Annotated in this window: 13 protein-coding genes; 12 read left to right on the top strand and 1 reads right to left on the bottom strand. The window is 68.2% G+C overall.

The window, feature by feature from the left end; translation table 11 throughout:
* Positions 1-10: 10 nt before the first annotated feature.
* The gene (locus ACTG4K_RS04070) at positions 11-1,111 is read left to right on the top strand and encodes a nicotinate-nucleotide--dimethylbenzimidazole phosphoribosyltransferase (RefSeq protein WP_439112911.1); all 1,101 of its coding nucleotides are present in this window, start codon (positions 11-13) and stop codon (positions 1,109-1,111) included.
* Positions 1,112-1,141: 30 nt separating this feature from the next.
* Here the strand turns inward: ACTG4K_RS04070 and ACTG4K_RS04075 are convergent, their stop codons facing one another.
* On the bottom strand, positions 1,142-1,657 hold the full coding sequence (locus ACTG4K_RS04075; RefSeq protein ID WP_439112912.1) for a type II secretion system protein N: 516 nt from the start codon (positions 1,655-1,657) through the stop codon (positions 1,142-1,144).
* 93 nt (positions 1,658-1,750) lie between these two features.
* On the opposite strand from ACTG4K_RS04075, the gene gspG reads away from it, so the two are divergent.
* From gspG to gspF, 11 genes are all read left to right on the top strand, one after another.
* On the top strand, positions 1,751-2,221 hold the full coding sequence (gspG, locus tag ACTG4K_RS04080) for a type II secretion system major pseudopilin GspG (RefSeq protein WP_439112913.1): 471 nt from the start codon (positions 1,751-1,753) through the stop codon (positions 2,219-2,221).
* A gap of 83 nt (positions 2,222-2,304) precedes the next feature.
* Positions 2,305-2,757, top strand: coding sequence for a prepilin-type N-terminal cleavage/methylation domain-containing protein (locus tag ACTG4K_RS04085; RefSeq protein ID WP_439112914.1), 453 nt, complete (start codon positions 2,305-2,307; stop codon positions 2,755-2,757).
* On the top strand, positions 2,754-3,119 hold the full coding sequence (gene gspI, locus ACTG4K_RS04090; RefSeq protein WP_439112915.1) for a type II secretion system minor pseudopilin GspI: 366 nt from the start codon (positions 2,754-2,756) through the stop codon (positions 3,117-3,119). Before ACTG4K_RS04085 ends, gspI begins: the two co-directional genes overlap by 4 nt.
* Before the next feature lie 116 nt (positions 3,120-3,235).
* On the top strand, positions 3,236-3,997 hold the full coding sequence (locus ACTG4K_RS04095) for a PulJ/GspJ family protein (RefSeq protein WP_439112916.1): 762 nt from the start codon (positions 3,236-3,238) through the stop codon (positions 3,995-3,997).
* Complete coding sequence (gene gspK, locus ACTG4K_RS04100; RefSeq protein WP_439112917.1) at positions 3,994-4,995, top strand: type II secretion system minor pseudopilin GspK; 1,002 nt, start codon at positions 3,994-3,996, stop codon at positions 4,993-4,995. The genes ACTG4K_RS04095 and gspK overlap by 4 nt, the downstream gene beginning before the upstream one ends.
* A gap of 92 nt (positions 4,996-5,087) precedes the next feature.
* On the top strand, positions 5,088-6,377 hold the full coding sequence (gene gspL, locus ACTG4K_RS04105; RefSeq protein WP_439112918.1) for a type II secretion system protein GspL: 1,290 nt from the start codon (positions 5,088-5,090) through the stop codon (positions 6,375-6,377).
* 2 nt (positions 6,378-6,379) lie between these two features.
* A complete protein-coding gene (gene gspM, locus ACTG4K_RS04110) occupies positions 6,380-6,910 on the top strand; it encodes a type II secretion system protein GspM (RefSeq protein WP_439112919.1) in 531 nt (176 codons plus the stop codon).
* A 3-nt stretch (positions 6,911-6,913) separates the two neighbouring features.
* Positions 6,914-7,708, top strand: coding sequence for a type II secretion system protein N (gspN, locus tag ACTG4K_RS04115; protein WP_439112920.1), 795 nt, complete (start codon positions 6,914-6,916; stop codon positions 7,706-7,708).
* Between the two features lie 152 nt (positions 7,709-7,860).
* Positions 7,861-10,008: a type II secretion system secretin GspD gene (gene gspD, locus ACTG4K_RS04120; RefSeq protein WP_439112921.1), complete on the top strand. Its 2,148-nt coding sequence runs from the start codon at positions 7,861-7,863 to the stop codon at positions 10,006-10,008.
* A gap of 10 nt (positions 10,009-10,018) precedes the next feature.
* Positions 10,019-11,461 (top strand): type II secretion system ATPase GspE, encoded by a 1,443-nt coding sequence (gene gspE / locus ACTG4K_RS04125; protein WP_439112922.1) that lies wholly within the window; start codon positions 10,019-10,021, stop codon positions 11,459-11,461.
* 151 nt (positions 11,462-11,612) lie between these two features.
* Positions 11,613-12,842, top strand: a complete 1,230-nt coding sequence (gene gspF, locus ACTG4K_RS04130) for a type II secretion system inner membrane protein GspF (protein WP_439112923.1) — start codon at positions 11,613-11,615, stop codon at positions 12,840-12,842.
* Positions 12,843-12,844: the final 2 nt, after the last annotated feature.

The following is a 12,844-nucleotide window of genomic DNA, read 5'->3' on the forward strand; positions in this document are numbered from 1 at the left end:
GGCCCACCGCATGTCCGTCGATTCTGTTTTTGAATCTGTCACTGGAGCGCGCAAAGCCGTGTTGCCTTCGGGCTTGAGGCTGCCTGCGGTGCTCCCCACAGCCGACGAGGCGCTGGACGCCAGCTTGGCCCAACGGCTGGCGCACGACGGCTTCCCCGCGCACGCGCTGGGGCGGCTGGAAGCCTTGGTGTTGCAGCTGGCGCGCATTCAAAGCACCAACGCGCAAAGTTTTGATCTGCTGGCTTTCGACTCGCCCCAAGTGGTGGTGTTTGCCGCCGACCACGGCATTGCCGACGAGGGTGTGTCGGCCTTTTCGCTGGAGGTGACGCAACAGCGTGTTTTGCAAATGCTGCGGGGCCGGGCGCCCGTGAACACGCTGGCTGCGCTGCACGGCTTTGAGGTGACCGTGGTGGACGCCGGGCTGGCTTCGCACGTTGTCTTGCCCGAAGACGCCACGCGGCGGGTGCCGCTGGTCGTGCGAAAAATTGGGCACGGCACACGCAACATGGTGCTGAGTCCGGCCATGTCGATCACGCAGGCCGTGGCCGCCCTGCATGCGGGTATGGACGTGGTGAAACACCTGCCCGGCAATGTGCTGGCGCTGGGTGATGTGGGCGTGGGCAGCACGTCGTGTGCGGCGTTGCTGCTGTCGCGATTGTGCGGCGTGCCGCTGGCCGACGCATGCGGGCGCGACCACCACCAGGAAGGCGGTCTGAACAACAGCCAGCTGCAAAACAAGCTGGAAAAGCTGTTTGCTGCGGCGTCAAGACACCGCAAGGCGGTGACGCCGCTGGACGCATTGGCGGCCATGGGTGGCTTCGAAATTGCCATGATGGTGGGCGCCATGCTGCAAGCCGCCAGCGAGCGCCGCGTGGTGCTGGTGGACGGCTTTGTGGCCGGCGCTGCGGCGCTGGTGGCGCGCGGTTTGTGCCCGGCGGTGGCCGATTACCTGGTGTTTGGGCACCGCTCAGCCGAGCCGGGGCACCGCCTGCTGCTGATTCACCTGCAAGCCCAACCGCTGCTGGACATGGAATTGCGCGTGGGCCAGGCTTCGGGCGCCCTGCTGGCCTGGCCGCTGCTGCAGGCGGCGCAAAGTTTGCTGGAACCCTGAACCGGGGAACCGGGTCCGTGCGTCTTGCGCTCAGGGTGCAGTAGCTGGCATTTCGGGCAACGAAAGCTCTACCGTGGCGGGCCCTTGCAGCGTGGGGCCCAGGCGGGCGGTGGTGCGGCTCACGGCCTGCAGCACCAGGCCACCGTCCAGCACGGCGCCCACGCGGTAAGGGCGGGGTGGCTGGCCATCGAGGCCGATCAAGGCCGCGCCTTGGGCCGCGCCCACCGCCACAACGCCCAACAAGACGTAACGGCTGGGCACGGCGACCGGTGCCTGAGCCACTCCGGAAGACACCGCCGGCGGCAAAAAACCCAGCGCGCGGGCCACCACCGCCGGGTCTGCTACGGGCAGCGCCATGGGTGCCGCCGCCACGGCCGTGACCGGTGTTCGGCCCCAGGCCAGCAACACCCAGTAACCCGCGCTCAAGCCGGCGGCGAGCCACAGCATCCCTGCGGCCGCAGCAGCCCAGGGCCGACGCGCGTTCAAGGCGCTGGCATGGCCGTCGCCGGGGTAAACGGAATGGCTGAAAGAGGATGCCTGGGTCATAGGGCCGCATTATGATGGACGCTGGAGCCCAAGAGCCCAGCACGCTCTCGGCCTTGTTGACCTTGGACAACGCGCCACCGCAGGGAAATTGACATGAACCACACCGACACCCTCACCCACCGCCCCACCCGCCTGCCGTTCGGTTTTAGGCGTGCGTTGCAGCGGGGTTTCACGCTCATTGAACTCATGGTGGTGCTGGTCATCATCGGCGTGCTGGCGGCTTTGATCGTGCCAAACGTGCTCGACCGCGCCGATGACGCCCGGGTGACCGCGGCCAAGACGGACGTCAACAACCTGATGCAGGCGTTAAAGCTGTACCGGCTGGACAACCAGCGCTACCCCAGCAGCGAGCAGGGCCTGAACGCGCTGGTGACCAAGCCCACGGCCAGCCCGCTGCCGCCCAACTGGCGGCCCTACCTGGAAAAGCTGCCGGCCGACCCCTGGAGCCGCCCTTACCAGTACCTCAACCCTGGCGTGCATGGCGAGGTGGACGTGCTGTCGCTCGGTGCCGACGGCCAGCCCGGCGGCGAAGGCCGCGATGCGGATATAGGCAGCTGGCAGTGAGCCAGCGCCCTTTTGCCAGCTGCGTGGCCACCGTTTCCCTTGGGAAATGCGGCGCGTTGGTTGGCGACCACTGAATCTTGGGCATGCCCAGCCAGGCGCGCGGTTTCACCCTGCTGGAGCTGATGGTGGTGGTGGCCATTGTGGCGCTGGCCACCGCTGGCGCCACGCTGGCCCTGCGCGACAGCAGCGCCACGCAGCTGGAGCGAGAAGGCCTGCGCTTGTCGGCGTTGCTGGAGTCGGCACGGGCGCAGTCGCGCACCAGCGGCGTGCCGGTGGTGTGGCGCCAGCGGCCAGACGGATTTGAATTTTTGGGTGTGAAACCCCGGCGCAACAGCCAAGATTCCCTGGCCGAACCGCGCGCCTGGCTCAACCCCGAAACCCGCGCCGAGGTGACGCAACCGACCGGCGCCCAGGTGCTGGTGCTCGGCCCCGAGCCGCTCATTGCGGCGCAGCGGCTGGTGCTGCTGCAGGGCGACAAGCAGCTGACGCTGGCCACCGACGGCCTGTCGCCCTTTGCGGTGGTGCCCACACCATGAAACAACGCGGCTTCACGCTGGTCGAAATTTTGGTGGCGCTGGCGGTGGTGGCCATTACCTTGTCGGCTGGACTGCAGGCCACGGGCGCCCTGACCCGCGCAGCCTCCCGCCAGAGCGACCAGTGGCTGGCCCAGCTCTGCGCCGAAAACGAATTGACGCGGCTGCGCCTTGCGCGCCAGCTGCCGGGGGTGGGCGACAGCACCGTGAGCTGCGAGCAGGCCGGGCAGGCGCTGCAGGTGCGGTTGGCGGTGCTGCCCACGCCCAACCCAAACTTTCGCCGCGTTGACGCGGTGGTGACGGCGCCAGTGGACGGGGTGGCGGTGCAGCTGCTCACACTGTCCACGGTGCTGGGGAGGTATTGATGGCTCCCCCCCGCAGCGCTTCGCGCTACCCCCTCCAGGGGGCAACGCCTGCGGTCCGGCAAAGCCGGCCCCGCGGCATTCTGGGTTCGGGCATGTCGCGCCGGTCAAAAGAACGTTTGGGACCTCCTTCACGGTCGCGCGGCTTCACGCTGATCGAATTGCTGGTCGCCATCACGATCATGTCGATGCTGGCGCTGCTGAGCTGGCGTTCGCTGGACGGCATGACGCGCACCCAGACGCTGACCCAGCAGCGCGCCGACGAGTTGCTGCGGCTGCAGGCAGCGCTGGGCCAGTGGGGCGCCGATCTGGACGCGGTGGTGGAAACGGGCGAAGTGACCGCGCTGGAGTTCAACGGCCAGGTGCTGCGCATGACGCGGCGCGACAGCAGCGAAGCGGGTTTGCAAAGCCCTGGCATTCGCGTGGTGGCCTGGGCGCGGCACACGCCAGATCAGCGCTCGGACCCGGCAGCAATAGGGTCGGCTGGCAACGCCAGCGCGGGCTCGGCCCAATGGGTGCGCTGGCAGTCGCCCCCGCTGGTGCGGCGCGACGAGCTGGCACGGGCTTGGCAGCGAGCGGCCGAATGGGGCAGCGGCTCGCGGCTGACCGCCAGTGGCAGCGCGGGCGGTGGCAACGACAGCGCGATGGCGCTCTTTGGCCTTGACCAGTGGCAACTGTTCTACCACCGTGGCGAGACCTGGGTGAACCCGCAGTCGTCGGTGGGCACAGAGGCCACCGGCGGTGAAGTGGCGGGCACCACGCCAGCCACCGAGATGCCCGATGGCGTGCGGCTGGTGTTGACGCTGTCGACCGGGCAAAGCCTGTCGGGCCAGCTGGTGCGCGACTGGGTGCGCCCCAATTTGCAGGCGGGCCGGCCATGAGCCGCCCACGCCAGCTCCGGCACGCTGCACAGCGCCAGCGCCAGCGCGGCGCGGCACTGCTGCTGGCCATGCTGGTGGTGACGCTGGTGGCCACGCTGGCTTCGGCCGCGCTGTGGCAGCAGTGGCGGGCCACCGAGGTGGAAACCGCCGAACGCCAGCGCTTGCAGGCGGGCTGGATTCTCACCGGCGCTTTGGACTGGGCGCGCCTGATCTTGCGCGAAGACGCTCGCGGCAACCAGAACAACGGCAACGCCGACCACCTGGGCGAGCCCTGGGCCATGCCGCTGGAAGAGGCCCGCTTGTCCGGCTTTCTGGCGGCCGATCGCGACAACAACACCGACGATGTGCTGCAGGCTTTTTTGTCGGGCGAAGTGATTGACATGCAATCGCGGCTCAACTTCATGAACGTGGTGAAGCTGGACAACACCGGCACAGCGACCACGGCCGAGATCTCAGAACCCGACTTGGCGGCCCTCACGCGCTTGTACGAACAACTGGACCTGCCATTGCCTGAACTCACCGCCGCAGTGAACGAACTGCGCAGCACCATCGAGCTGGCCGCCAACGACCCCATGCCCTCGCGCACCGCGCTCAAGCCCCGCAAGCTGGCCCACCTGGGCTGGCTGGGCATTGGGCCGGGCAGTCTGGCGGCGCTGGAGCCGCATGTGGCGGTGTTGCCCGAGCGCACCACGCTCAACATCAACACGGCCAGCCCGCAGGCCCTGGCGGCCAGCATGCCGCAGCTGGATATGGCGCAAGCGCAGCGCCTGGTGACCGAGCGCGAGCGCAGCCCCTTCAAGACCCTGGCCGAGGCCAGTCGACTGCTGCCGGCGTTGGAGGGCCAGTTGTCCGGCGCCCGGCACGGCACCCGAAGCCGCTATTTCGAGGTGCTTGGCCGCCTGCGGCTGGACGACGCGGTGATTGAAGAGCGCTCGCTGGTGGTGCGGAACAACCTGGATGTGCGCGTGAGCTGGCGCGAGCGCACCGCCGGGCGGTAATTCGGCCACGGACTGCACCCCCTCAATTCACTGCCTTGCAGGCTCTCTAGAATGGTACCCACCCGTTTCCCACCCCACCGACGCTCCACCCTGTGCTGATCCTCACCCCATCCGACTTCTCCGTCGCGCCCGCCAGCGGGCCCACGGCCCTGCTCGACTGGGCGACGTCCAGCGACGGCCAGCTGGTGCTGGACCACGGACACTGCGCGGCCTCGCTGTTGCCGCGCGACGACGATGTGGTGCTGGTGTTGCCCCTGCGGGCCATTTCGTGGCACCGCCTGGCGCTGCCCAAAGTGGCCAGTGCCAAGCTGCGGGCCGTGCTGGACGGCTTGCTGGAAGAACGCGTGCTCAGCGACACCGGCGAGCTGCATTACGCCCTGGAACCGGGCGGTCGCTCGGGGCAGACGGTGTGGGTCGCCGCCTGCAACAAGGCCTGGCTGCAAAGCTGGCTGCAGGCCCTGGAAGCCGCAGGGCGCCCGGTGGCGCGCATCGCGCCCGCGCTGTGGCCATTGCCTGCGTCGGCGCTGACCACCCCCGAGCACCCCGCTTCACCCACGCTGCACTGGGCGCACGACGAGGGCAACCAGGTGTGGCTGGCCAGCGCCAGCCCGCTGGGCGTGCGCTGCACCCCGCTGCGCGAAGGCGGCCACAGCACATTCGGCGAGTCGGCCTTTGGCGCCCTGGCGGCAGCCACCGGCACACCGCCCACCGACCCCTGGGCAGCCGACCCGCAGACCACGCGCTGGCTCGCCGACCCGGCTGCAGCCTCACTGGCCGAGCGCACGCTGGACCAACGCTTTGAACCCGTGCCCCGACCCGTGTGGCTGCTGCAGTGCGCGCAGTCCGACTGGAACCTGGCCCAGTTTGACCTGAGCCTGTCATCGGGCGCACGGCGCGGGCAGCGCTTGAAACAACAGCTGCGCCGCTGGCGCAGCGCACCCGCCTGGCGGCCAGCCCGCTGGGGCTTTGTGGCCCTGCTGGCGGTGCAACTGGTGGGGCTGAACGTGGCGGCGTGGTCTGAACGCAGCAGCCTGGACGCCAAGCAGCAAGCCATGCGCCAGACCCTGCAACAAGGCTTTCCGCAGGTGGCGCTGGTGCTGGACGCGCCGCTGCAAATGCGCCGCGAGCTGACCCGGCTCCAGCAAGCCAGCGGCACGCTGTCGGCCGGCGACCTGGAAACCATGCTGGGTGCGCTGACCCAGGCGGCCCCTGGCGATCTGCCTGTGCCCACCGTGCTGGGCTACACCCCGGGTGAAGGCCGTTTCAGTGGCTGGCGTGCCAGCGAAGACCAGGTGCGCGCCCTGCAGCAGAGCCTGGAGCGCAGCGGCTGGCGAGCCCGCTTTGACGGCAACGAACTGACGCTGCAACCCACCGAGCGCTGACCATGGCCAAGACCCTCAACACAACCCCCTTGACCCGCTGGGCCGCGCCACTGCAAGCCGCGCTGGCCCGCTTGGCCCCGCGCGAACGGCGCGCCGTCACCTTGGCGGCCTGGGTGGTGGGCCTGGGCCTGCTGTGGTGGCTGGCGGTGGCGCCCGCCCTCTCCACGCTGCGACAGGCACCCGAGCGCCACGCTCGCATCGACGCTCAGCTAAGCCAGATGCGCAGCATGGCTGCCACCGCAGACAACTTGCGCGCGCAAAACAGCGCCAGGCCCATGAACCGCGACGACGTGTTGCGCGCGCTGGAACAAGCCACCGCCGGCCTGGCCGGCACCGCCCAGCTGGCGGTGCTGGGTGACCGCGCCACCCTGACGCTGAAAAACACACCTCCCGATGCGCTGGCGCAATGGCTGTCGCAGGTGCGCGTGAATGCCCGGCTGATGCCGCTGGAAGCCAAGCTCAACCGCGCCACCGAGCCCGCCGCCTGGAGCGGCACGCTGGTGCTGGGCGGCCCCGGATTGGGCGGGAGCTGACGCATGGCAGGCACCTGGCCCCAACGCGCCGCCTGGCTGGGCGCTCTGGCCGGGCTGGCGCTGGCGCTGCTGCTATTTGCTCCGGCACGCTGGCTGGCACAGGCGCTCAACAGCGCCACTGGCGGTCAGCTGCAACTGGTCAACCCCAGCGGGACCCTCTGGCGAGGCCAGGCCGACCTGCTGCTGACCGGTGGCGAGGGCAGCCGCAGCGAGTCGGCCCTGCCCCAGGGTGTGCGCTGGCGGCTGAGCCCGCAGTGGGCCTCGGGCGCACCGGCTGTGGGCTTGCTGCTTGTGGCGCCTTGCTGCACGCCCAAGCCCGTCGCGCTGCGGCTGCTGCCCCGCTGGGGTGGCGCCGAATTGCGCGTGGCAGCGTCCAGCAGCCGCTGGCCAGCCGACCTGCTGGTGGGCCTGGGAACCCCCTGGAATACGCTGCACATGGAAGGCCAGCTGGCCCTGCAGACCGAAGGCCTCACGCTGCGCTGGGACCAGGGCCGCACCAACCTGCAAGGCAGCCTGGTGGTTGACGCACAAGACCTGTCTTCGCGCCTGTCGCGCCTGCGCCCCCTGGGCAGCTACCGTTTTGAACTCAAAGCCGCTGCCGATGGTCACACCGCCACACTGGACCTGAGCACCCTGCGCGGCGACCTGCTGCTGCAAGGCAACGGTCAGTGGGTGGGTGGCCGGCTGCGCTTCAAGGGCGAGGCCCAGGCCGCCGCTGGCCGCGAAGAAGCCTTGGCCAACCTGCTCAACATCATGGGCCGGCGCCAGGGGCCGCGCTCGGTGTTCAACATTGGCTGACCGAGCCACAACCGCCACGATGGCCCCTGCCTTATGCCCGCAAGACCATGCCGATCACGTGCCCGGAACCCTTGGGCGGTGGACCGGTTCATTCAACGCAACATTGCGCCACCCCACGGCCTGCGCACCGGTGTTCGCGATAGGATCAAAACATGAACAAGAATGACTTCTGTGGCAACGCGACACGCCCCGCCTCTGGGCCGCGTACACCATCCCACAGCGCCACGTTGACCGGTTTGGCCCTGAGCACCTGCCTGGCGCTGAGCCTGGGTGGGGTGCCCGCGCCCTCGCAGGCCCAGAGCCGCGCCAGCGAGCCGGTGGTACTGAATTTTGTGGGCGCTGAAATTGAGGCCGTGGCCCGCACCATGGCCACCATCACCGGGCGCAATGTGGTGGTGGACCCGCGGGTGAAGGGCACCATCAACCTGGCGACCGAACGCGCCGTGACGCCCGCCGCAGCGCTCAACCAGTTTGCGGCCGTGCTGCGGCTGCAGGGTTTTTCGCTGGTGGACACGGGGGGCCTTTACAAGATTGTTCCCGAGTCCGACGCCAAGCTGCAAGGCACCGTGGTCAATGCGGGGGCGGTGGCCTCGCTGCCCACCTCCAACCAGATCGTGACGCAAATCTTCCGACTCAACCACGAATCAGCCAACAACCTGGTGCCGGTGCTGCGCCCACTCATCGGGCCCAACAACACCATCAACGTCAACCCCGGCAACAACTCGCTGGTGATCACCGACTACGCCGACAACCTGCAGCGGATTGGCCGGATCATCTCAGCGCTCGACATTGCCGGTGCCACCGATGTGGAAGTTATCCCGCTGCAGCATGCGGTGGCGGTGGACATGGTGGCCTTGGTGAGCCGCCTGATTGAATCGGGCAGCGGTGGCGCTGCCGGACAGGCGGACCAAAGCTACAAAACCACGCTGGTGGCCGAGCCACGCAGCAACAGCCTGGTGCTGCGCGCGGCCAACCCGGCGCGGCTGGCGCTGGTGCGCTCGTTGGTGGCGCGGCTGGACCAGCCCACCTCACAAAGCATGAGCGGCAACATCCACGTGGTGTACCTCAAAAACGCCGACGCCGTGTCGCTGGCGACCACGCTGCGCGCGGCCATGGCCGGTGAGTCGGGTGGCGGAGGCGGTGGTGGCTCAGCCGCTGCAGCCCGCCCAGCCACGGCAGGCAGCCCGGCCACTTCGCCAGTGGCGGCCAGCGCGGCGCCATCAACCGGCGGCCAGATTCAGGCCGACCCGGCCACCAACGCGCTGATCATCACCGCGCCCGAGCCGCAATACCGCCAGCTGCGCGCCGTGATCGACCAGCTCGACTCGCGCCGGGCGCAGGTGTATGTGGAGAGCCTGATCGCGGAGGTCAATGCCGACAAGGCGGCCGAGTTCGGCATCCAATGGCAAGGACCCCTCGGCAACTCAGGCAGCAGCCTGATCGGTCTGCTCGGCACCAACTTCGGCGCTGGTGGCAACAACATTTTCAACCTCGCCGCAGCCGCTCCAGGCACCGTCGCACCCGGGGCGGGTTTCAATCTGGGCTTGGCTGCGCAGAAAAACGGTGTGTACTTCCTGGGTTTCCTGGCCCGCTTCCTGCAGTCCACGGGCGAGGGCAACGTGCTGTCCACCCCCAACCTGCTGACGCTGGACAACGAAGAAGCCAAGATCGTGATCGGCCAGAACGTGCCGTTTGTGACCGGCCAGTTCACCAACACCGGCAGCAACGAGGGCTCGGTCAACCCGTTCCAGACCATCGAACGCAAGGACGTGGGCATCACGCTGCGGGTCAAGCCGCAGATCAGTGAAAACGGCAGCATCAAGATGACCCTCTTCCAGGAGGTCAGCAGCGTGCAGGCCTCGTCGGTCGGGTCCAGCAACGGCCTCATCACCAACAAGCGCACCATTGAGTCGACGGTGCTGGTGGACGACGGCGCCATTGTGGTGCTGGGCGGTCTGCTGCAAGACGAGTATTCGGGCAACGAAGACAAGGTGCCCGGACTGGGCGATGTGCCGCTGTTTGGCAACCTGTTCAAAAACCAAAAGCGTGCCCGCAAGAAAACCAACCTGATGGTGTTTTTGCGACCGGTGGTGATGCGCGATGCGCGCGAGACCAGCAACCTCACCATGGACCGCTACGAGTTGATGCGCGCCATACAAAAGGACAACCAGCCCAAGGCCAGCAGCATGCTGGGCGTGAACGAAGCGCCGGTGCTGCCGCCGCAGCGAGCCCCCGCTGCGCTGCTGCCCACCGAGCCGGGCGTGCCCGCACCGCTGGCACCGGCAACCGCTCCGCAGTGAGGCCCCGGCTGTGAAATACCCGCTGCCCTACGCCTTTGCCCGCGAACACCACTGGCTGCTGGAAGACGACGGTCAGGCCCTGACCTTGCTCGGCAGCAACTCGCAGGCCGCCGACGCGGCCGCACAAATCCGCCGGCTGTCGGCGCTGTCTGAAATTTTGCGCCGCCACGACGTGCGCGACATCCACTGGGAAAGCGGCGACACGCTCAAGCAGCGCATCAGCGCCGCTTATGCCCAGGGCGAGTCCAGCGCGGCGGCGGTGGTGAGCGAAGTGCAGAGCGACGTGGACCTGAGCCGCATGATGCAAGACCTGCCGGCCATTGAAGACCTGCTGGAAGCGGCCGACGACGCACCCATCATCCGCATGCTCAACGCCCTGCTCACGCAGGCCGCGCGCGACGGCGCCAGCGACATCCACATTGAGCCCTACGAACGCCATTCCAGCGTGCGGTTTCGGGTGGACGGCACGCTGCGCGAGGTGGTGCAGCCCAACCGCGCGCTGCACGCCGCGCTCATCAGCCGCCTGAAGATCATGGCCGAGCTGGACATTTCAGAAAAACGCCTGCCGCAAGACGGCCGCATTTCGCTGCGTATCGGCACCCGCGCAGTGGACGTGCGCGTGTCCACCCTGCCGAGCGCCCACGGCGAACGCGCGGTGCTGCGCCTGCTGGACAAAAGCGAAAGCAAGCTCAGCCTGGAAGCGGTGGGCATGCAAGGCGATGTGCTGGCGCGCTTTCGCCACCTCATCACGCAGCCCCACGGCATCATTCTGGTGACCGGCCCCACCGGCTCGGGCAAAACCACCACGCTCTACGCCGCCCTGCAGCGCCTGGACGCCAGCGCACAAAACATCATGACGGTGGAAGACCCGATTGAATACGAGCTGGCCGGCGTGGGCCAGACGCAGGTGAACGCCAAGATCGACCTCACGTTTGCCAAAGCGCTGCGGGCCATCCTGCGGCAAGACCCGGACGTGATCATGATCGGCGAGATCCGCGACTTCGAGACCGCGCAAATCGCCATCCAGGCCTCGCTCACCGGCCACCTGGTACTGGCCACGCTGCACACCAACGACGCGGCCAGCGCCGTGACCCGACTGGCCGACATGGGCATTGAGCCGTTTTTGCTGTCCAGCTCGCTGCTGGGCGTGCTGGCACAGCGGCTGGTGCGCAAGCTGTGCACCCACTGCCGCCGCCAAGACGACCAGGGCCGCTGGCACCCGGTGGGCTGCGCCCACTGCGGCAACACCGGCTACAAGGGCCGCACCGGCATTTATGAATTGCTTGTGGTGGACGACGCGATCCGCCCGCTCATTCACAACCGCGCCGCCGAAAGCCAGATCTTCGCGGCTGCCCAGGCCGGTGGCTTGCGCTCCATGCGAGAAGACGGCCAGCACCTGATCGATGCCGGCATCACCTCACTGGAGGAGGTGATGAGTGTGACCAGGGATTGACCCCCCACGCCGCCTGCGGCTTCACCCCCCAGGGGGCGATGCGGTGCGGTCGGCCAAGCCGGTTCCGCTGCCTCCTGGATGGGGGGCTCGCGCACAGGACTGGTCAGATGTACGCTAGCGACGGCTCACCTCATACCCCACTCTTCTTCACATGCCCGCCTACACTTTTGAAGCCCTGGACGCCCGGGGTGCCACGCAAAAAGGCCTGATCGACGCCGACACCGCCAAGGCTGCGCGCAGCCTGTTGCGCGCGCGCTCGCTCGTGCCCCTGTCGGTGGAGCCCGCCACTTCGGCCGGGGGTGAACAGCGGGCGCAGGGGCTCAACATCACGCTGTGGGGCGGTAGCGTGTTCAACGCCACCACCCTGGCGGTGTGGACCCGCCAGCTCGCGGGCCTGGTGGCGGCAGGCTTGCCGCTGGAACGCGCCCTGGCCGCCCTGACCGAAGAAGCAGAAGAAGACAAGCAGCGCAACCTGATGGCCGACCTGCGCTCCGAGGTGAACGGTGGCTCGCCATTTGCGCGTGCGCTGGCGCGGCACCCCAAAGAGTTTGCCGACATCTACACCGCCGTGATCGCGGCCGGGGAGCAAAGCGGCCAGCTCGGCACGGTACTGGAGCGCCTGGCGGACGACCTGGAAACGCGCGAAGCGCTCAAAAACAAGCTGATTGCCGCCTCGCTCTACCCGGCCATCGTCACTGTGGTGGCCATCGTCATCGTGGTGTTTCTGGTGGCTTATGTGGTGCCGCAGGTGGCCGGGGTGTTTGCTGGCAGCAAGCGCGCCCTGCCGTTTTTGACGGTGGTGATGCTGAACCTGAGCGACTTCGTGCGCAGCTACGGCTGGCTGATGCTGGGCGCTCTGGTGCTGGGCAGCGGCGCGCTGACGATGGCGCGGCGCAACGCCGGCCTGCGCCTGACCATGGACGCCGCCTGGCTGCGTCTGCCACTGGTGGGCAAGCTCGCCCGGGGCTACAACGCGGCCCGCTTTGCGGGCACGCTGGCCATGCTGGCGGCGGCGGGGGTGCCCATTTTGCGGTCGCTGCAAACCGCCGCCGAAACCCTGAGCAACCAGGCCATGCGTGCCGACGCGCTGGACGCGCTGGTGCTGGTGCGCGAGGGTGCGCCGCTGGCTTCGGCCCTGGGCAGCAAAAAACGCTTTCCGCCGCTGGTGGCCATGTTTGCCCGGCTGGGCGAACAAACCGGCCAACTGCCCGCCATGCTGGGCCGGGCCGCCGACCAGCTCAGCGCCGAGGTGCAACGCCGCGCCATGCACCTGGCCACCATCCTGGAACCGCTGCTGATCGTGGGCATGGGCCTGGTGGTCATGCTGATCGTGCTGGCCGTGTTGATGCCGATCATTCAGCTCAACCAGTTGGTTGGTTGACC

It is taken from the genome of Hydrogenophaga sp. (assembly GCF_965657535.1).
Classification (GTDB): Bacteria; Pseudomonadota; Gammaproteobacteria; order Burkholderiales; family Burkholderiaceae_C; genus Hydrogenophaga.